Origin of the sequence: Cytophaga sp. (genome assembly GCF_051961495.1) — a bacterium.
Taxonomy (GTDB): Bacteria; Bacteroidota; Bacteroidia; order Cytophagales; family Cytophagaceae; genus Cytophaga.
In genome coordinates this window covers 12,363-32,569 of the sequence record NZ_JBQCDF010000290.1, presented here as the reverse complement: position 1 = coordinate 32,569, position 20,207 = coordinate 12,363, and the positions used below count along the sequence as shown (strand labels likewise).

The window sequence follows — 20,207 nt, the reverse complement described above, 5'->3', positions numbered from 1 at the left end:
AATAATTTCTCTCCCGATTAAAATTATTTTTGTTCGTGAGGCTTCAAGTGCTCTAGTCGATTTGAGATTTTGAGAAATACTTTTCAAATATTCCTTTTTAGATCTTAGTTTAATAAACCAATCGTTAAACAGTCTCTTTTTGTTGTCAATCCCTTTTAGAAAATCACGTTTTGTAATTTTTCGTTGACTTTTTTTCTTCATAATTGATTTATCAATTATGATACGTAATGCGTTATTATAATACAAAGTATCCGCCTCAAAATCTGAACTACAATTGAATTGATTTTTTAGCTTTTGAATTACCTCTTTTTGCTGTGAATAAAATTCTTTACCAAAAACTACATTAAACCTTTTAAGAAAATCATTAAGTTGTTTATCTGTTATATTATTTTCTATGTGATATAATTTCTCAACTTTATTTTCTGTATAGGTTAAAATTTCTTTGAGTTTTTCTAAGCTCATTTGTGGTTCAGTACCTGGCGTTTCATTTTCAAAGTGTGCATATAAGATATAATTTAAAGAGTTTGTAGTATTATTAACAAAGTGCTCAAGCATTAGAATAATGGGTTCTCTAACAGCTGAATTAATAAACCTTGGCTTTGATAAATATTTGCATTGAATCGTAGTTGCATCTGTTGCAGTATTGATGTCAATATCTTCAATGCCCTCAATTGTAATTGTATCAGTATCTGAAGGCAATTGTAATAATTCAAATATTGATGAGTCAAATTGATAATAATATCCTTTTATTGTTGCGTCAGCAGTTCTAATTTTCATTGCTTTTTATTATTAGGTTATTACAATCGCTTTGTAAGATTATGGACAAAGAGCTTCGGATTACCTTCAGACATTTTCGGATATAATTGACAATTAATTCAAATCTATTTTTGGAGAATTTCTATAGCAATAGTTATTTTTCTTTTTCAACAAGCGGATGATTTAATCCGTTTACGAAATTGTCTAATAAATTATATCCCTTTTGAGATTTTAAATATTCTGAAAGAGATTCAAAGCCATAAGCCTTAGTGTCAAAAGTTGGATTAAGTTTTTGTATATGAATTCCAAGATTTGCTAAATAAACTTGCTTTTGCCCCTGAGCTGCATTTTGAAAAGCTTTATCTATAATGGACAAATCACTTTTTTCCTTTTGTTCATTTATCCTAAAAAAACTATTCTCATTTTTCACTAGTCTTTTCAGAACTAAACGGTTTAAAGATTTTTCAACAACTTCTGTACTAAAACCTACTGATTTAGATATATTTTCAATTGTCAAAGCTTTTGAAGAGGTTCTTAAGGTTTCTAATATTCTTGCTTGGAATTGAGAAACAGCAACAAATTCATTATCAGAGGAGGTGACTAAGTTTGTTGCATTTTCTTGAGTAACATTAACCTGCTCAGTAATTGTTTTAAATTGTTCCTCAACGAACCTTTTCAACTTTTCCTTTTCCTCAGCACCAACAATATTAAGATCATTAGTAATTTTTTCAATGACTATTCTACTTGCCTTCTCAATTTGTTCTGTTGTATCCTCAAAATCTTGAGCTATTTGATTTCCTTTATTATTAATTGCAGCATCTAGTGTTTTATCAAACATACCTGACATTTGCTGACCAATTGTATTTGTCTTCTCTTCAATTTTGGCAAGGGCTTTTGTAGCACTGTCTTGAAGTGTTACGCCATCTTTATAAAACTTAAGTGAAGCAAAAAAACCAATAATTGTAACAACCAATGCTACAACTGAAAGTATCAGTGAGGCTAATCCAATTAGATCTGCAAGTGAAATTATCATTATAGCTTATTAATTTACATATTGGTAATTCATACCTACTTCAAATTCAATATTTTACTTTTTAAATCAGTTGGTTTATGTGGATAGCAAAAAACAAAACTATCAAGTATTCAAAAATCAGCTGGCATAAAAGTTACAACACCTAGTTAGCTAAAATTTTATTTATACAAAACATTTACACCGGAATAATTATAAAATTATTGTTCCAACAGCATAAATAACTCCCTAAAAATGAGAAATATCATTAAAATAGGAATCAAAAGGGATTTACCGATCTTTTTATCATACTAAAAATCCGTTAAAAATAGTTTTACAGGGAGAATAGATAGATGGTCGGTGACGCTCGGGATAGAATGGCTCTTCAGGCATTATGCGACGCCAAAATACTCACTCCCGCAGCAATCTCTCCGTCTTCCGATCAGTGTTGCCATCAAAAAATACATCCAGCACCTGCTGAAAAACAGGATGTGGATTTTCCAGTAAAGAAAACAAGGTCATCGATGAATGCAGTTTTAATGTGTCCACAGCTCCGAAGATCTCCACGGCAGGCATTGGCGGTAACTGCAGTAAGGCTTGGCTGATCTCTATGATCCGCCTGCCCAATACCGGATGTGCCAGGTAGCGCTCCGCCTCCTCCCGATCGCGGATCGCGTAGAACCGCGCCGTTTCGCTCTGCCCCAGCCCCTGTAGCTGCGGAAAAATGAACCACATCCAATGACTTGTTTTCCTTCCGCGCCGCACCTCGGCCAGCGCCTGTTCATACACGCCTTCCTGTGCATCCAGAAACCGGGATAAGGTGCCTTTCATTTCCATAAGAATAGGATCTGCCAGGTTATATAATATAGGTTTACGTATTCAGCTGCACAGCGCCCGCTGCTGCACACAGCGCATTAAGCATGGGTTACACCAAGATGGTTGAGCAACGCTTTGGCGGTGGGGCCGGCAGACAAGGGGTTCTGGCCCGTGATCAGTAAACCATCCTGTTCGGTATGGGAAAGAAACGGAACCAGACCCTTTGTATAATCGGCGCCCAAAGCGACCAGACGGTCTTCAAGCGTATAAGGAATATGTTTGTAACGCATCGCCAGCCGTTCTTCGGTATTGGAAAATCCCGTTACACGTTTGCCCCGCAGCACCGTGGGATCAAGCTCTGCGGCTTTGATCAGGGCTGCAGGTCCGTGGCACACCGCTGCAACAGGCTTGCCGTTCTGAAGAAAATCCAGGATCAGTCTGCCGCAGGTGGCGTCGTTCGCCAGGTCAAACAGCGGACCGTGCCCGCCCGGGAAAAAAACAGCGTCGTAACCGGCGGCGGATACTGCATCCAGGGTAAGCGTATGATCCAATGCCCGCTGCGCGAACGTATCTTCCTGAAACCGTTTGTTGGAGCCTGTAATGTGTTCGGTCAGCAGACTCATCGGGTCAATGGGCGGTTTGCCGCCCAGCGGACTGGCAAGGGTAACTTCACAGCCGGCATCGATGAACACATAATACGGATCTGTAAATTCCCCGATCCATAAACCAGTCGTGGAATCGGTATCGGTTAATGCCTGATGGGAAGTGGTGATGACGAGTATCTTTTTCATAGCAGATGATTTTTCAGGTAAACGGACAAAACCTTCATGCCTGCGCGAACAGCATGTTGTGCGTAACACAGCGGTACGCCGGCGGTTTGTTCCATAGCTACAAAAATGAACAACAACAGCAGCCGGTAAGTTACACCTTTCAAAAAAATCGATACATGATTTACATATCCCCTTGCAATGACATTTAGTTAAAAGCTGCTATCGCACACTCGCGCCAGTCTCTGACTGGTGCGTATCATTTCCAGCTGTTAGGGATTTGTAATCCAATGTCGCTTAATTAAGAAGCATCCTCTCTAAACCAGCTGTTCGGGATTTGCAATCCCGAACCCAGATAAGAGAGTTCGCCGCGGCGAATGTAATCTCTATTTTATAAATTGGAAGACGATGACAAATCCAATGTAGCTTAGTTAAAGAAGCGCTAATTCCTGACAATCGATAATCATCTGAAAACCTTAAAAAACACCCCTTTCCGGTAGGCTCCGTGTGGTCTCCTCCCTATCTCCTCCCTATCTGCGCCCAGGGTCCTTCGTTAAGATTGTCATTTTTGATTTTCAGAACTGCTAAAAACACCGCTTTTGTAAACCTTTGTTAACAAAAATTGCCGCATGAGGTACCCTTCATGTATGCCTGAAGTATGCGGATAGTATCAGGATAGTATGCGGGAAGTATGAGTACAGTATGACCACAGTATGAGTACAGTATGAACCTGGTATGGAAGTACCATAGAAATACCATAGTACAACTATGCAACAGGTATGAACACAGTATCGCAACAGTATCACAGGAGTATGCAGGTATACCGTATGAGAACCACACATTTCCTGCACGCAAGGAGGCAAGGCCGCCAGACTTGTCTTAAGCAGCGCTGCAGCCATTTTGTTACCCCGGCAATACGATTGCATACCCGAAGGAAAAAGATGCCTTAAAATTGCTCTCATCGAATCGGCGGATACAAACCCGGAAGAGCTTGAAATATACAAATAGTTGGTGACGCTCGGGATGGAACAGTTCTTCAGCTATCATACAAACTCGCTAAACACCGACCATGGCAAAGTAAATTATCACTTACCTTCTCACATCCTTTGTAAAAATTACCTGGCCATCTTTTTTCAACAAGGTTGTCTTTTTGAGCGAATCCGTAACCGAATAATAGACCGTTTGTTTTACGCGGCCCCGCTCCCTCCCCGATTCCCAGTCCCATACACTGTTGATGCGGTAGCCATGGCTTTTCCAGACCAGCGCACCGGTTGAATCGAATTCCTTATACCGCGTTATTGTTTTCACCGGCGCATCAATGGCTCCAGCCACCGACTTCGTGATCCGGATGGATTTCACTTGTCCGTTCTCAAATCTTGTCACGGTTTTTTTTCTGCTTTTATGGCACAACACGCAGGCCAGCTCTTTGTGGTTGCAGCTTGCAGCTATCTGTAAAATCAGGAGGTACAAAAAAATGTGTTTCATGGGCAAGTAAGGTTTATTCAAGCAGTCTTATATGTGCAAAGGTGTTTGGTTGTTCATGTATATAACTTGCAACGTTGAAGTAACCTGCTGTTTCGGATTAGTACCCGCTGTTCGGGATTTGCAGTCCTGAACCCAGGTAGTAACGTTCGCCGCGGCGAATGTAATCGTTATCTAAAAACGGATTATAAATCCTTTTATCTGGCTTCCGCTTACCGCGGCGAATCAGGAAGCGCTAAACCACCTTTTTATCATTCAGCTTAAAAATAGCTGCTGCTATTAACACAACCGCCACCAGACACGTTACAGCTGGCACGGGAAAGAAATACAGAAAGCCGGTAACGCTGAAACCCAGGATACAAAGCCCCAGCGGGACCAATACCTGTTTTACCAGTGCAGCTTGTTTTTCCGTATGCGCGGAGAGCAGCCACAGCACGGCCGCCAGGGCCAGCAAAGTGAAGATGAGATTGAGGCTCATGCCGGTGTAGTTCTCATCGTAGCTGCGCAGCTGCCCGAACATATCAAATTTATTTTCAATCATCTGTTGAAGCACTTCCTTTGCTTTGGGATCGGTCACATTGTGCCTGTTGAAATGCCCCATGCTGTGGCCGAAGGCAAAGAACAGCAGACAGCCTGCTGCTGTTCTCAATAGAAGTTTTGGTTTCATCATATCTGTTTGTGTTCTTGATTCAGTTTATTATTGTTTTTGTTTATTCCTTTTTTCGTGTCGTTGATGGAACAAAGCTATACAGTTTCCATGGTATAAAATTGTAAAAGAGAAATACTTCCATTGCCGCGTCAGAGGCGTGAGGTGCTTTTGTTTCTATGAATGATAAGGATTATAAATCCGGAAGAACTGATCCCTGGATAAACACCGATGTCCCCTTTAAGCGATAGCATCGCTTTGGAGAAAACATTTGTTCTCTGGTTAACCTATAAGGATTCGTTTACTTCTTCGACTGCCAGAACCGGTCTTTACCTTCTGCGATCCATTCCAGGGATTGGGCAATTCTTTTGTTCCTGGTTTCGTCTGTCTTTGCGTCTGCAATCCAGATAATATAGTTTTTACGAAACGAAGGCGATTTGCTTTCAAAAATTTCGGTTGCTTTTTTGTTTTTCTTTAACGCGTCAACAAACTCTTTGGGAGCAACAACCTCAGCTGTTGATTTCTCTTTTACCGGTTTGGGTTTTGCAGTACCATTTTTATTTAATTCCATCGCTTCTTTGATGTATGAAATTAAAATTTTCCTGCCTGGCAATTCGGAGATGTCTTTAATCTTATCCATATAACCGAATTTTTTCCCTGCCTTTACACTTGCCTGTATGTCCTTGTCCTGCATCAGTTCTGCTTTATACAAACTAAAGGAACAATGCTGTTTAAAACCACCCATCATAACTAAATGGTCGCCTTTGTAGGAATAGTGTGGTGTTCCCCACTTAATACTTTCTTCTACTTCCGGGCAGGTACTGAAAATAATTTCTCTTAAATGGGTTAAAATCGGTTTGGCAAAGTCAGCCATTTTTTCAATGTAAGCGGTAACTTCCTTGTTATAGTTTTCCATTCATGAAAGCATTTAATTTGTAACAGGAATCTAAAATACGAAGCTGTCCGGGATTTGCAATAGAAATGACTCCTGCGGGGCCAAACCTCTATAGAAAAATAAATCACTACATAATCTATCACAGCCTTGAAGAGGCTTATGAACAGCAATACACACAGCCGGATGTGCGCCCCCGCTGAGGGGTCGTGTGCGGCGGGCAGGGCATCAGCTATAAAGCTGTGACTCTCAACGGAGTCATGACCGCAGAACAATTATCCGTTGTAATGGCAGAATCTCATCGTAAATGAAGCAGTCCGGGATTTGCGTTAGCCGCGGTGCATGCAAATCCCGGACAGCTCCATTCATATTATTGCTTTGCTTCAGCATTCCCTGCTGTTGCTAAGAAAAGTTTCCCGCCCAGCCAGGCGCTTGGCAGCGACATGAAAATGATTGTAAGGTTGTAGGCCGGAATGGCTTTGTCCCACATGGCAACTGCGCCCAGTATACTCAGCACGGTACCGATGATACCAATGATCAGCGCATGTTTCATGGGCTTATCCGGAGCCAGCCGTGCCGTCAGGTAACAGCCGGTTACATTGAAAACAAAGCGGTACAGGATCACGGTCAGGATAATTGCCGCTGAACTTTGTTTGAAGTTTTCCATCGACATCATGTTCGTCTGTTCCATCAGGAAATCGGCGCCGACAGAAAGGACGGCACCGGTTGCAAACCCCGCAAGTATTGCACCGATGCTTTTCAAAGTTTTATTTGCCATAGCCGTGTTTTATTTCTTCGCTGAAGGATTATAATCGACCATCCATTCAATGCCGTACTTATCTCTGAACATTGCAAAGTACGAGCCCCACGGACTGTCACCAATAGGAAATTCAACGTTACCGCCTGCTGAAAGTCCCTTGTAGATTTTATCAGCTTCTTCCTTGCTTTCTGCAGCCACTGAGATCTTGGAACGGTTCTCCTCTTCATTTACCCTGCCTAGAAATGACGGAACATCATTTCCAATCAGTATGTTGTGACCGATCGGCAGGGCAATGTGCATGATCTTGTCTGCATCTGCCGGATCTACCGGAAAGCCGGGATCCTTCATGTCTTTCAGGCGCACCAGGTTTGAAAACTCGCCGCCGAATACGGATTTGTAAAATGTAAATGCTTCTTCGGCATTGCCGTTGAAGTTGATGGATGGATCGATACGTGCCATATGTTTGTGTTTTTGGTTTGTGATTATCTGTTACAAATGTAGCAAACAAACCTGCTTTAAGATGGTGTAAAAATGACAATGTATAAGGCCGAATGCGACAGGTGGATTTTTAAGAAAACCTTATAGGTTTCGTCTCTTAATAGATATATACAGTGTTAATGAAAAACCTTGGAGGTTTCCCTGGTTAAATGAAATCCAGCGTTCGGTTCGCCGGGCGAATGCAATCTCTTTTATACTTAACCCAAACCGGATTAAAAATCCTTTCTATCTGGCTTCCGGATTGCAAATCCGGAAGAGCCCACTTGGAGAGTTCGCGTATTAGAAACCCTGAAGGTTTTATTAGTCTCCGGATAAAACACCGGTATCATTGATTTATGAGTATAACATTTGTTATCTGGTTAAACTCCAAAGTTTTATCTCTTAATAACTCATAATCATCAATTATAATTTTCCTCCACATAGGAAAACGGTAAAAATTATCAGACATTTGTAAAAATAATTTTATTTCATGAGACACATTCTATCATTCCTGCTTTTTGCCTGTATCACCTGTGCGTATGCACAAACATCTATTAGTGGCGGCATCTTCGGCGACCAGACCTGGACCAAAGCAGGCAGCCCCTATATGATCACAGGAACGACAACTGTATTTCCGGGGGTTACATTAAACATTGATCCGGGAGTGGTTGTAAAAGTCAAAAGCGCTACACTCTTCAGTATACGTGGAAGACTTAATATCAACGGAGCTGAAAATGACAGCGTACTTTTTACTGCTGCTGCAGTAAATACGCTTTATCCGAAAGAAAGCTGGGATCAGCTGATTATCGAAATAGCACAGGGAGGTACAGTTAAGGCCCGATATTTAATATTTGAATATTGCAGCCAGGGATTTATTCTTAACCCAGGAAACTCAACCAATCTGGTCTATGATTTTAAATATTGTACTTTCCGGAACAATAATATAGCACTAAAATCAAATGGGGATGATGGCAGTCATTCAAGTTCAATTACGAATTGCAATTTTTCAAACAATTTAATTAGTGCCCATGGACTTACAAATGCAGTGTTTGATCAATGTTCTTTCAAAAATGGCTCTATAGGTGTTTCGGGAAGCTATACAACAACATTAACAAACAGTGAATTCTCTGATCTGCTTACAGGTATTTCATTGGATAAAGCCACTGTAGATAATTGTTATATACATCATTGCGACATGGGCGCCACTTTATGGCCAGGACTAACAATAACAAATTGTAGAATTGAATATAATAAAGTCGGCCTGGCAGGATCTTATCCATATGCTTATTCCGCTACCTCTATTCACGATAACATCATTTGTGGAAATACTTATGGTTTAAAATGGAACAGTGCTTATCCATATGATATATCAAATAATTGTTGGTGTTTAGATGAAGCGAACATGCCAACCACAATATATGATGCCTATGATGACCCAACACTAGGCATTGTATCATACGACCCCATCATTACCGGCTGTACGATTACACCGCCGCGTGTTGTTGTTACACCGCCCGTTACAGATCCTCCCGTTACAGACCCTCCGGTTACAACATCTATAGTACCAGACGCAGCAGCTAAAAATAAATTAATGGTTTTCCCGAATCCTGCTTCTGAGAGCTTGCATTTTAATAACGCAATAAACGGAATTATTACAATCTGCTCTTCAGATTCAAAAGTAGTTTCACAACAACAACTTTCAGACTCAAAAGTAAACGTGGCCGGATTAGCCAGCGGCTACTATATTATTTCTATACAAACGGATAATGACCTTTACCATGCTACGTTTATAAAAGAATAATCTTTTATCGAAAGTTTGCGCCATCGATTAAAATGAAAAAGGCTTTCTGTATAGAAAGCCTTTTTCATTTTAACTTATTTGAATTTTCACAAATTCATAATTCATTCCGCCGCGGCGGATCATAATTCATAATTACTTCTGTCTGCTCTCCAGCACCTTGATCACCTCGTCCAGCGGAATGTTTTTTGCTTCCAGTAGAATCAGGTAATGATATAACAGATCGGCTGCTTCGCCTTTGAACAGGTCGTCATTATTATCTTTTGCTTCAATCACGATTTCAACGGCTTCCTCGCCTACTTTCTGCGCCACCTTGTTGATTCCCTTACGGAACAACGATGCGGTATAAGACGCGTCTGTAGGATTGTTCCTGCGGTCTTTGATTACACCAGCCAGCTTCTCGATGAAGAACGTACGGCCGCTGTTCACTTCAGACCAGCAGGTATCGGTACCGGTATGGCACGTCGGACCATCGGGCTTCACTTTGATCAGTAAGGTATCGTTGTCGCAGTCCACTTTAATATCCACCACATGCAGGAAATGTCCCGTTGTTTCGCCTTTTGTCCATAGACGGTTTTTACTTCTGCTGAAGAAGGTTACTTTACCTTCTGCCCTGGTCCTGGTATAGGCTTCTTCATTCATGTAACCCAACATGAGTACGTTGCGGGTCACGGCATCCTGAATGATCACGGGTACTAATCCCTCGCCTTTGTTAAAATCGATATTCATGGTGCAAAGGTAATTATAAATTATGAATTATGATCCGCCCCGGCGGAATGAATTGGGACGTATGTCCTGTCTTCGGATACATTCATTGATGTACCGGCGTTCTGCCTGGCTTACTCCAACCGGAACTTTGGTTAACATGAAGGCTAACCTAGGGTTGTCCCACCTCTTTCCCACCTTTGTCCCACCTCTATCCCACCTCTTCGCCATATCTTCCCCATATTAAAAGCATGCAGAAAGGCGATACAAAGGCATGAAATACCCCTTAGAAGGTAACTGGCGTTATATAATTCCTGTCAGCACAATCATGCATATTTGCTCCGCACAAACGGGTACCCGCGCAGACAACAAAAAAGCCCGCGGTTAACCGCGGGCCTGACATTTGTCCTTAGGGCTATGCCCCCCGATACGTTAGATAAGGCAGTCAAAGACCGCGAAATACCCGGCACTAGTCCCGCTGCGCTGAGACCAGCGCCAGAGAGATGCAATGAATTGTTTAACCCACGGTTTTAACCGTGGGACTCACGATAACGCAATCAAAAAGCCCCTTGGTTAAAACCCGGGGCTCAATATTTCTTCTTAGGGCGATACCCTAAGCTATTCTATTTAAGCCTTTCAGGTTTATTACGCTCGTCGAATCCTCAGGCTGTAAGCCTGATACATTCTAACTTGGGGTAGCACCCCCAAGAATAAAAAAAGGCCCACGGTTAACCGTGGGCCCTGGAATTATGAATGTGGCATTCATAATTCATAATTCATAATTATTTAAACTTCGACATCAGCATGTTCAGCTTCGATTGCATGTCGCCTTCTACTTCTTTCTCTTTTTTCGCGCCGCCTTTTCCTTTCGGACCGCCAGCACCGCCTGCATCACCTTTCATCGACAGGCTGATCCGCTTGCGCGCTTCGTCTACTTCCAGTACGGTTACCTGTACCTTCTGCTGTACCTTCACTACTTCCGATGGGTCTGAAATGAAGCGGTCGCTCAGGTGGCTGATGTGGATCAAGCCGTCCTGGTGCACGCCGATATCCACGAACACACCAAACTTGGTTACGTTGGTGATAATACCCGGCAGTTTCATACCCGGACGCAGGTCTTTCATTTCCTTCACACCTTCCGCAAATTCAAATACTTCGAACGTCTGGCGCGGGTCGCGGCCCGGTTTATCCAATTCCTGGAAGATATCCTGTAACGTCGGTAAACCAACGGTTTCGCTTACATAGTTCTTCAGCACAATTTTCTGGCGCAGTTCCTTACTCTTCATGATATCCTTTACAGAAGCGCCCAGGTCTTTTGCCATGCGCTCTACCACCGGGTAACTTTCCGGGTGCACCGCGCTGCCATCCAATGGATTTTCCGCGTCGCGTACACGCAGGAATCCGGCAGACTGCTCAAATGCTTTATCACCCATGCGGGCTACTTTTTTAATATCCGCACGTGACTTAAACGGACCGTTCGCATTTCTGTAATCAATGATATTCTGCGCCAGCTGCGGACCAAGACCGGATACGTAAGTTAACAGCTGCTTGCTCGCCGTGTTTACTTCCACACCTACTAAGTTTACACTGCTTATAACAACTTCATCCAGACTTTTCTTCAGGGCTGTCTGATCTACATCATGCTGGTACTGACCAACACCAATGGCTTTCGGATCGATCTTCACCAGCTCAGCCAGCGGATCCATCAAACGGCGGCCTATAGACACCGCGCCTCTTACCGTTACATCGTATTCAGGAAACTCTTCGCGCGCCACTTCTGATGCGGAGTACACGGAAGCTCCGCTTTCATTCACCATCACGATCAATATTTCTTTTGGCAGACCAAGTCCTTTTACAAAGGCTTCCGTCTCGCGGCCTGCTGTACCGTTCCCGATTGAGATTGCCTCGATCGCATGCTTCTGGCACAAAGCCATGATCACCGCCGCCGACTGCTGTGTCTGGCGCTGCGGTTCATGTGGGTACACAACAGTTTCTTCCAGCAGCTTGCCTTGTTTATCCAGGCAAACAACCTTGCAACCTGAACGGAAGCCCGGATCCAGCGCCAATACATTCTTCTGGCCAAGCGGAGAAGCTAACAGTAATTGTTTCAAGTTGTCGGAGAATACACGGATGGCTTCTTCGTCGGCTTTGTTTTTGGTACCCATGCGCACTTCTGTTTCCATGGATGGTTTCAGCAATCGTTTGTAGGCATCTTTAGCGGCAAGCTTCACCTGGTCGGTGCATGCGCCACGGCCCTGCACAAACTGGCGCTCCAGTAGCTCAACCGCGTCTTCTTCAACCGGTGCAATGTCGAGCATCAGGAAGCCTTCTTTCTCCCCTCTGCGCATTGCCAGCAAGCGGTGTGAAGGTGTTTTGCCGATCGGCTCTTCCCACTCAAAATAATCCCTGTATTTCTGTCCTTCGTTTTCCTTACCCGGGAACACTTTTGACTTGATTGTTCCTTTTTCGTTGAACAGCTGACGAACAGCCGCACGTGCCTGCTGGTCTTCGTTGATCTGTTCCGCAATGATGTCGCGTGCTCCGGCCAGCGCTTCTTCCAGGGTAGCCACACCTTTTTCGGCATCGATGTATTTGCTTGCTTCCGCATCAATATCGGAGGTGCTCTGCTCCAGGATAAGAATAGCCAAAGGCTCCAGTCCTTTTTCCTTCGCAATGCTCGCACGTGTTTTGCGTTTCGGTTTGTATGGAAGGTAGATATCTTCCAGCTCAGTCATGGTACCGGCGGTCTTGATTTTCTCTTCCAGTTCTTTGGTAAGTTTACCTTGCTCCTGAATGGATTTCAAAATACTTTCTCTGCGCTTATCCAGCTCGCGCAGCTGTTCAAAACGATCGCGTATAGCAGTGATCTGCACTTCATCCATACTGCCGGTAATCTCTTTCCGGTAACGCGAAATGAAGGGTACGGTCGCACCTTCATCCAGTAATTCAATCGTTGCTTCTACTTGTTTGGTGCTGACATTCAATTCAGCTGCCACTACATGTACATGCAGTACAGAAACTTCCACTTTACTCATTTGTTTATTCTATTTTCTTTTAACAGGTCGTACGGTATATCCTTGCTTGCGTAATAAAATCACCAGGCCTTTTTCGCCTGCCAGGTGCGCGGCGCCCACAGCAAAAAACGTCGGCTGTGTATTCATTTGTGTTTCCATACGCGTAAGCATTACTTTGTTACGCGCATCCAATATAGCTTCATTGAATTCCTGCGAAAGCGTATCTTCCTGTACCAGTATTTCCAGGCTATCCAGCGACTCGGATAAGTAGAGCTGCAGCATCTGTTCCATCAATACTTTTTCCTCTTCAATATTTTTGATCTGCTCTACCAGCATATCGGCCTGTTCCTGCAGCGGGATCAGATTCACGACAGCCAGCTGCTCTTCAAAAGTTTCGATACCGCCTATGTCGTGACCAAGCTTCCCCGCATGATCCTGCAGATACAGGTCCAGCGGTTTCTTCTCTTCTTTCGGCAACAGGTCTTCCGACACAATGGCTGATACATATACCGGACGGATCTTATTGATCAGCAAGGAATATATACCGATGTGTTTTTTACAGTATTTCTTTACCAGTTTATAATCCTGGGCAGAGAGCAGTGACTCCAGGGTGGTGCCCGCCGGCATCATCAGTTCGGAGGCATGCTTTTTCATTTCATCCTTGTCCTGAAGATTCAATTCTCCGTACAGAGCCTTGGTCTTTGCAATAGCATAATAAGTGGAATCGCCCAGGTTAAAGACCCGCTTGTCTCGGATGTGTATGGTGCCGAACAGATAGGAAGTATCTTTCAGTCCCTTGCCGGAAATTTCCCATAAAAGTGCATTTCCCTGAGCCGGAGACTCAAGAAAACAGCCTGCAGATAGAAGTAAAAAAACGGCGGTCCTGGTGAAGATTTTCATGTAAACAAAAATCTTTATTCCTGAGTGGATAGAGAAGTAAAAGGAGATTTTTTTTCCCACTACTTTTTTAGCATATTGTGCATGAAATCCTATGAGAAAACTTGCATTTATTATACTCCTGAGTCTGGGGTGCTTAGTAGCATCGCAACAGAACTCTTATGCACAAACGGAACCGGACGCGTCTTCGGGCGGCGGCGGCAAACCTGCAAAAGTAAAAAAAGAACGGTCAAACAAGGGGCATACCCAGGCCGACCTGGATGCTGAAAACGCAGAAGGCACCAAAAACCAAATGACTCCCGAAGCCATTGAGTATCAAAAAAGAATGGCCAAGGCTAAAAAGGAAAAAGAAAAACGTAATGCCGTTACCCGTAAACAGGCGGATAAACGTGCCAGCAAACGTTTGAATGCAGCCAAAAAGAAAACGACGAAGAAAAAGAAGAGTTACGTAAAGTCGAAAAACAAGAAGTAATTATGAATTATGGATTGGTATTCCATTCATGATTTGACTTCATCCGATTCTTCTCATTAAATAAAAAAAGCCCTGTTGAGTATATCAGCAGGGCTTTTTTTATTGCTTGCGCAGCCAATTCATAATTTATAATTCATAACTTATAATTATCTATCCACGTCTTCAATCACTGCGGGCTTAGGTGCTTTTTCAACAACATTCTTCCGGTTGATCATGTATGAAACACCAATGGTACAATATACACTTGGCGCATGCAATAATTTTTCAGGCTTCATTAATGTATAATCAACATGTCCTTGTACCAGAAATTTTTCATTGATATAATAACCGAGGTTCAGACCAAGTTTAATGGTTGCAAAGTGCGGCGTGATCCAGCCCGACTCTACATCTTTTAACACATGCTGTGCCTGTGGATTAGCGACTACATGACCGGTGAAGCTGTCGCCAAAATAAAAATCTATGGCAGCGAAATATTTTTTCTTATAAATACCAGGTGCCAGGTCCAGCTCGCCGCCTAAGAATGTGCCTTTAAATTCTTCAGATACATAACGGTTTACGGTAAATGTTTTTCTGAAAAGAAATTTAAAACTTCCCCTCCGGAATAAAAATCCTTGTCCGCCGTAAATAAACTGAAAGGTATGATCGCGTTCAAATTTTGTACGGTCGGCAAAATCCAGAAACAGTGTAGTATGTTCATCGACCAGTTTACCAATACGGATATGAAACGTACGGGCCGCTTCGATGCAGAAAACAGGAGTCTTATCATACCAGCCATTGGTGTATGTAAACGCATACTGGCGCGGCTTCAAAGGAACCAGAATCTGTGCCTGTGAAAGCAATGCCGTCAACTGAAAAAACACAAAAATGATGATCCCTGAAACAAAGCGCATTATTCTTAAGCCGATACTTTTAACAAATATACAGGAAAGAAATGTATTAAAAATTTCAAAGTATTTAAAAAGAGTTACATTTATTTACTCAGCTCAAGTATTATGGCTAGCGTACCCACCAGTAAACATAAGGGCGTATAAAGTTTTGTATCGTTGACCGCGAATTTTGTATGCCTGATTTTTTTAAAGAAACCGACATAATGAAAATCGCCGATGGCCCGGATAATAAAAATCCCTGCGATTATCCAAAGGCCATATGCACGAATAATCATTAGCCATCCCGGCAGTTCCGAATTAAATATCATTACCTGAAGCAAGGCTGTAAATCCGAAACCAAGTAACCCCATCGCGACAATCAGTGTTGGCAGAATGCCGGGCATCATTGCCTGCTGTTCATCGTCGCGGGTGGGAATTACCGCGCCACTCGCCCACTGTCCGCCGAAGGCCCAATAAACATGAATACCTGATAAAAAAAGAAAAATAAGAAATAAGATACTAGCCAGTAGTGTTGCCATAGTTGTTGAAAGTTTATGGGATTATAAATGCCTGTTATCTGGTTGTCATTCGCCGCGGCGGAAACCTTAATCTTTTGGTTCTTTTGTATCAGGACAAAAGAACCATATGGTTAAGCAAGGAAAACTGCTTATGTTCTGATAAATCCTTCACAAGGCAACATTGAATTATAAATCCGGAAGAGCCAATTGAAAGTTAAATTTAATTTATGTACGTTTTCTTTTCTGAATAAACATTTCGATGCATACAGATGCGATTCCGATAATAAGCAGATCAAAAATCAATTTAGGATATGAAATGATGAATCGACTCAAAGGCTCTGGTCTTATTTTCCCGCCCAGGTATATATAAAATCTGAATGGAAATCCGATAAGATCATTGCCATCCGACTTGCTGCCAGGCACCAGCGTTACTAGTGAAAGTACAATGAACAGCAGTATGAAAATAGCAATTGCTCTACGCGTAAATCCCCTTTTCATTTTATCAATGCTGTTGTTGTTATCAAAATTTCATTTGTTGTATGCGCACGGCATTCAATATGGCAAGCAAAGCCACTCCTACATCCGCGAATACTGCTTCCCACATCGTTGCCAGTCCGCCGGCGCCAAGGACCAATACAACCGCTTTCACCACGAATGCCAGTGTGATATTCTGCCAGACAATTTTCTTTGTTTCTTTTCCTATGTGAATAGCCGTAGGAATTTTAGACGGCATGTCGTCCTGGATCACCACATCTGCTGTTTCAATGGTGGCGTCACTGCCGAGCCCGCCCATGGCAATACCCACGTCGCTTAAAGCTACTACCGGGGCATCATTTACACCATCGCCTGCAAAAGCAACCGTTGCCTGGTTTGCCTTGATTTCCTTTACCTTGTTTACTTTATCTTCCGGCAACAGATCACCAAACGCCTGATCGATTCCCAGTTTCTCTGCAACGAATTTTACGATGGTAGTTTTATCGCCGCTCAGCATGGTTGTTTTTACATGAAGCGATTTCAACTTGTCAATAGCGATTTGTGCATCTTCCCTGATGCTGTCTGCGATGGTGATATAACCTGCAAATTTTTGATCGTATGCCACTGCAATTACGGTGTACACAATCCCTGCCGGATCAACATTGTATGGAACAGAAAACTTATCCATCAGTTTAAAATTCCCAACGAGCAGCTGTTTGCCGTCCACATCAGCTTTTAATCCGTGGCCTGGGACCTCTTCCACATTTTGCAGGTTAAGATCATTGTTTACGGTGCCGATGAATTGATGAACCGCGGTTGCTACCGGATGTGAACTATGGCTTTCCAGCGCATTCACCAGCTGCAGCATTTCAGTCTGGTTAAATGCCTTGTCGAACACAACATCCTGTATCTTGAAAACACCTGCCGTAAGTGTACCGGTCTTGTCCATTACTACATGCGAAGTGTTTGCAAGCACATCGAGAAAATTACTTCCTTTAATCAGGATACCATTTTTACTTGCCGCACCAATACCACCGAAATACCCCAGCGGAATGCTGATGACCAGTGCACAGGGACAAGAGATCACCAGGAATATCAATGCGCGATATAACCAATCGGTAAACGTATAGTCTGCCAGAAAAAAGGATGGCAGCAAACAAATAGCAGCAGCAAGAAATACGACAACCGGTGTATAGATCTTTGCAAACTTGCGGATGAATAATTCAGTAGGCGCTTTCTGAGCAGTAGCATTCTGCACCAGTTCCAGAATTTTGCTCAGCTTGCTGTCTGTATATGCTGTAGTAACTTTCACCTGCGCGACCGTATTAAGGTTGATCATACCTGCCAGCACCACATCACCCTGCGCTTTTGTATCGGGCTTGCTTTCACCCGTCAGCGCAGCCGTATTGAACGAGGCTGTAGCTGAAAGTAGCACGCCATCCAGACCCAGCTTTTCACCGGGTTTCAATTGTATAATCTCATCAATATTTACGCTTTCCGCTTTTACTGTTTGCTGCTGGTTATCTCTCAGCACAGTTACTTCATCGGGCCGCTGATCAAGCAGGGATTTGATATTTGCTTTGGCACGTTTTACGGCCAGTGTCTGAAATACTTCGCCGATCGTATAGAACAGCATCACGGCGACACCCTCCGGATATTCGCCAATGGCAAAAGCGCCGGCCGTAGCAATACACATCAGCAAAAACTCTGAAAATATTTCACCAATGACAATACTTTCAAACGCTTCTTTAAATACCGGTATACCAACCGGAAGATAGGCAACTGCATACCAGGCAATTTTTACCCAGCCGGTAAACCAGCCAGCGTTCACCACATGTTCTATATAAAGCGCAACCAGCAGCAATGCCAACGAAACAGCGGCTGGTATAAACATACCCGGCAGACTGCCATGGCTGTGATCATGATCATGGTCATGACTTTGTTCATGGTCATGATCGTGATGGTGCTTATCCGCATGGTCATGTTTATGGCCGGCTTCTTTAGGATGGTGAATCAACTCTTCGGCACCGGCATTGGTATAGATTTTATCTTCCAGGGTGCAGCAGGTCATCCGGCCCTGTGCGTCGTATGTGTGGATGTGGTCTTTATCTGTATTAATCATTGCTCGTCTATACCAATGCCCTCCATTATTTTATACTGATGTTATAAGGCTTTTTCAAACCACCGATTATTCTTTTATCAAACAACCGTTTAATTTCTGCCGCGTTATCTGCTGTAAGTGTATCTGCATTCCGCACAATTTTAAGCGTATCAAACGGAAGATCATTATCTATTTCAGCGATAGCATACCCAACGCGCATCCATTCCGCAGGTGCCAGTTCATATACATCCAATCTATTTGCCGTAACGCCTGATATTGACTTATCTGTATTGAAATGAATATTTTCTTTCACCAGCAGCTTAACTGTATCGCTGGTTTTATTGGCAACCGTTATTCTATAGTAAGGATCGCAGGCTGAAAACAATAACGCAGAAAACAGCATCGGAAGCATTACAGCTTTTTGTTTTGCCTTTACAGATTCTTTTGATGGATTCATAGGTTGAAACAAACTATCTTATCGGAATGAAAACAGTTAAGGGATGAATTGGTAACGGCGGCGATGCGTGCTGTGTTATATTTTAGCCAACACCTCCTGTAGATATTCTGCAAATGCTTTTACATCACCTTCGAGTTTGTCAGTCTGGTTATCAATATAAAACTTCCTGCTTATTTTGCCTTTCCCGATTTCAAAAAAGATGCCGCAGCCATCGGCACAATCCGGGCAGCCAAACCGCTGTTCGCCTGCTTCTGCATGCAGCAATTCATCCGGAATCTCATCCGGTATTTCCTGTACGAGCGCAATAACAGCCGGATCACTGATGGTAGTAGCAAATTTCATTGTTCCGTCGCTATGGTATTTCCAGTAGCTGTCTGAATGATCTGCAAACAAGGTGCGATTCACCGGATCAAACTTATACATGGTGGCACATTCGCCCATGCACTCGCCGCAGAACCTGCCGAAGATGATGTAATCGGATGATGCCCCGGCATAGATTGCAGTATCTCCGGAAGTAACTGTATGTACAGCATGACTGTCTATTGGAACAGCACTCTTTTCTTTTCCTTCCGGGGTTTTACAGGAAGAAATCAGGAATAAAAGCCAAGCAAGTAAGAGGAATGATTTGTTCATACTGTATTGCAAATATTATGTTTAGCCGGTCATGGTAACACAATATACATCTTTAGCTTATCAACTGCTCTCTCCAAAGTGCATAATAAATATTTTATCGTTTGTAACAAACACATATTCTTCACTCATTTGATCTCCCCAGTGCCATTTTTCCCAATCCGGTAATAACTTAAATACTTCTACATATTTACCTTGAAAAAAATCTTTTAGCAGAAAGTTTACCAAATATTCGGAAAGCAAAAATCCGTTCTTTCCATTTATTGAAGTTATTGTTTTATCGCAAGTCCAGTTTTCTATCAATAAAGGAAATTCTTTTTCCCAGTTTTTAATTTTCAATAGAGTTATTGTGCGGAGGCGCTCTTCAAATTGTTCGTTATTATAAAATGTATTATAGTATTGAATATTATCTTTAAGAAAATTCCTGATATTATTTAATAAATCAATCTGGGGATTATTATTGATTGAGAAGAATTGATTGGTTCCACCTACAGAAGGGGTTAAAATATCCTTCATCTTTGAGATTGCTTCCAGATAACCACTTATATATTCCTCAGTCATATGAATTGTGATGCGTCGTTGTTATAACGGCAAGTTATTATATTGCAGCGGCTTTAAGTTTTAAAAAAATAAATCCAGACATGTAAAACCTGACCACTATACACTGGTG

The 20,207-nt window shown here is 42.6% G+C and carries 21 protein-coding genes; 2 read left to right on the top strand and 19 right to left on the bottom strand.

Features of this window, described 5'->3' with window-relative positions; translation table 11 throughout:
- The 9 genes from ACTHJT_RS16350 to ACTHJT_RS16310 all read right to left on the bottom strand — a co-directional run.
- Positions 1-777 (bottom strand): DUF4297 family anti-phage-associated protein (locus ACTHJT_RS16350; protein ID WP_440240168.1); only part of this gene is annotated, 777 nt, incomplete at its 3' end.
- A gap of 133 nt (positions 778-910) precedes the next feature.
- Positions 911-1,789 (bottom strand): OST-HTH/LOTUS domain-containing protein, encoded by an 879-nt coding sequence (locus tag ACTHJT_RS16345; RefSeq protein ID WP_440240166.1) that lies wholly within the window; start codon positions 1,787-1,789, stop codon positions 911-913.
- A gap of 387 nt (positions 1,790-2,176) precedes the next feature.
- Positions 2,177-2,596 (bottom strand): DUF1810 domain-containing protein, encoded by a 420-nt coding sequence (locus ACTHJT_RS16340; protein WP_440240164.1) that lies wholly within the window; start codon positions 2,594-2,596, stop codon positions 2,177-2,179.
- Positions 2,597-2,679: 83 nt separating this feature from the next.
- A complete protein-coding gene (locus tag ACTHJT_RS16335) occupies positions 2,680-3,441 on the bottom strand; it encodes a type 1 glutamine amidotransferase domain-containing protein (protein ID WP_440240162.1) in 762 nt (253 codons plus the stop codon).
- Between the two features lie 996 nt (positions 3,442-4,437).
- Positions 4,438-4,833, bottom strand: coding sequence for a hypothetical protein (locus ACTHJT_RS16330; RefSeq protein ID WP_440240160.1), 396 nt, complete (start codon positions 4,831-4,833; stop codon positions 4,438-4,440).
- Between the two features lie 232 nt (positions 4,834-5,065).
- Positions 5,066-5,500, bottom strand: a complete 435-nt coding sequence (locus ACTHJT_RS16325; protein WP_440240158.1) for an LIC_13387 family protein — start codon at positions 5,498-5,500, stop codon at positions 5,066-5,068.
- 277 nt (positions 5,501-5,777) lie between these two features.
- Positions 5,778-6,392, bottom strand: coding sequence for a YdeI/OmpD-associated family protein (locus tag ACTHJT_RS16320; RefSeq protein WP_440240156.1), 615 nt, complete (start codon positions 6,390-6,392; stop codon positions 5,778-5,780).
- 346 nt (positions 6,393-6,738) lie between these two features.
- Positions 6,739-7,146, bottom strand: coding sequence for a hypothetical protein (locus tag ACTHJT_RS16315; RefSeq protein ID WP_440240154.1), 408 nt, complete (start codon positions 7,144-7,146; stop codon positions 6,739-6,741).
- 9 nt (positions 7,147-7,155) lie between these two features.
- On the bottom strand, positions 7,156-7,587 hold the full coding sequence (locus ACTHJT_RS16310; RefSeq protein ID WP_440240152.1) for a VOC family protein: 432 nt from the start codon (positions 7,585-7,587) through the stop codon (positions 7,156-7,158).
- Positions 7,588-8,095: 508 nt separating this feature from the next.
- On the opposite strand from ACTHJT_RS16310, the gene ACTHJT_RS16305 reads away from it, so the two are divergent.
- Positions 8,096-9,406 (top strand): T9SS type A sorting domain-containing protein, encoded by a 1,311-nt coding sequence (locus ACTHJT_RS16305; protein WP_440240150.1) that lies wholly within the window; start codon positions 8,096-8,098, stop codon positions 9,404-9,406.
- 132 nt (positions 9,407-9,538) lie between these two features.
- Here the strand turns inward: ACTHJT_RS16305 and hisIE are convergent, their stop codons facing one another.
- The 3 genes from hisIE to ACTHJT_RS16290 all read right to left on the bottom strand — a co-directional run bounded on the left by hisIE (position 9,539) and on the right by ACTHJT_RS16290 (position 14,022).
- Positions 9,539-10,132 carry a bifunctional phosphoribosyl-AMP cyclohydrolase/phosphoribosyl-ATP diphosphatase HisIE gene (hisIE, locus tag ACTHJT_RS16300; protein ID WP_440240148.1) on the bottom strand — a complete coding sequence of 198 codons (594 nt, stop codon included), beginning with the start codon at positions 10,130-10,132 and terminating at the stop codon, positions 9,539-9,541.
- Positions 10,133-10,890: 758 nt separating this feature from the next.
- Positions 10,891-13,143 carry a Tex family protein gene (locus tag ACTHJT_RS16295; RefSeq protein ID WP_440240146.1) on the bottom strand — a complete coding sequence of 751 codons (2,253 nt, stop codon included), beginning with the start codon at positions 13,141-13,143 and terminating at the stop codon, positions 10,891-10,893.
- 9 nt (positions 13,144-13,152) lie between these two features.
- Positions 13,153-14,022 (bottom strand): TraB/GumN family protein, encoded by an 870-nt coding sequence (locus ACTHJT_RS16290; RefSeq protein ID WP_440240144.1) that lies wholly within the window; start codon positions 14,020-14,022, stop codon positions 13,153-13,155.
- Positions 14,023-14,113: 91 nt separating this feature from the next.
- Between ACTHJT_RS16290 and ACTHJT_RS16285 the strand changes: the two genes are divergently transcribed.
- Positions 14,114-14,491 (top strand): outer membrane integrity protein, encoded by a 378-nt coding sequence (locus ACTHJT_RS16285; RefSeq protein WP_440240142.1) that lies wholly within the window; start codon positions 14,114-14,116, stop codon positions 14,489-14,491.
- A gap of 146 nt (positions 14,492-14,637) precedes the next feature.
- Here ACTHJT_RS16285 and ACTHJT_RS16280 read toward each other — a convergent pair whose 3' ends face one another.
- The 7 genes from ACTHJT_RS16280 to ACTHJT_RS16250 form a co-directional block, all read right to left on the bottom strand.
- The gene (locus tag ACTHJT_RS16280; RefSeq protein WP_440240140.1) at positions 14,638-15,381 is read right to left on the bottom strand and encodes a hypothetical protein; all 744 of its coding nucleotides are present in this window, start codon (positions 15,379-15,381) and stop codon (positions 14,638-14,640) included.
- An 80-nt stretch (positions 15,382-15,461) separates the two neighbouring features.
- The gene (locus tag ACTHJT_RS16275; protein WP_440240138.1) at positions 15,462-15,896 is read right to left on the bottom strand and encodes a DUF3995 domain-containing protein; all 435 of its coding nucleotides are present in this window, start codon (positions 15,894-15,896) and stop codon (positions 15,462-15,464) included.
- Positions 15,897-16,100: 204 nt separating this feature from the next.
- Positions 16,101-16,373, bottom strand: a complete 273-nt coding sequence (locus ACTHJT_RS16270) for a hypothetical protein (RefSeq protein WP_440240136.1) — start codon at positions 16,371-16,373, stop codon at positions 16,101-16,103.
- A 22-nt stretch (positions 16,374-16,395) separates the two neighbouring features.
- Positions 16,396-18,471, bottom strand: a complete 2,076-nt coding sequence (locus ACTHJT_RS16265; RefSeq protein ID WP_440240134.1) for a heavy metal translocating P-type ATPase — start codon at positions 18,469-18,471, stop codon at positions 16,396-16,398.
- A 25-nt stretch (positions 18,472-18,496) separates the two neighbouring features.
- Positions 18,497-18,907: a hypothetical protein gene (locus ACTHJT_RS16260; RefSeq protein ID WP_440240132.1), complete on the bottom strand. Its 411-nt coding sequence runs from the start codon at positions 18,905-18,907 to the stop codon at positions 18,497-18,499.
- 75 nt (positions 18,908-18,982) lie between these two features.
- Positions 18,983-19,540 carry a hypothetical protein gene (locus ACTHJT_RS16255; protein ID WP_440240130.1) on the bottom strand — a complete coding sequence of 186 codons (558 nt, stop codon included), beginning with the start codon at positions 19,538-19,540 and terminating at the stop codon, positions 18,983-18,985.
- Between the two features lie 60 nt (positions 19,541-19,600).
- Positions 19,601-20,098: a hypothetical protein gene (locus ACTHJT_RS16250; RefSeq protein ID WP_440240128.1), complete on the bottom strand. Its 498-nt coding sequence runs from the start codon at positions 20,096-20,098 to the stop codon at positions 19,601-19,603.
- Between the last annotated feature and the right edge of the window lie 109 nt (positions 20,099-20,207).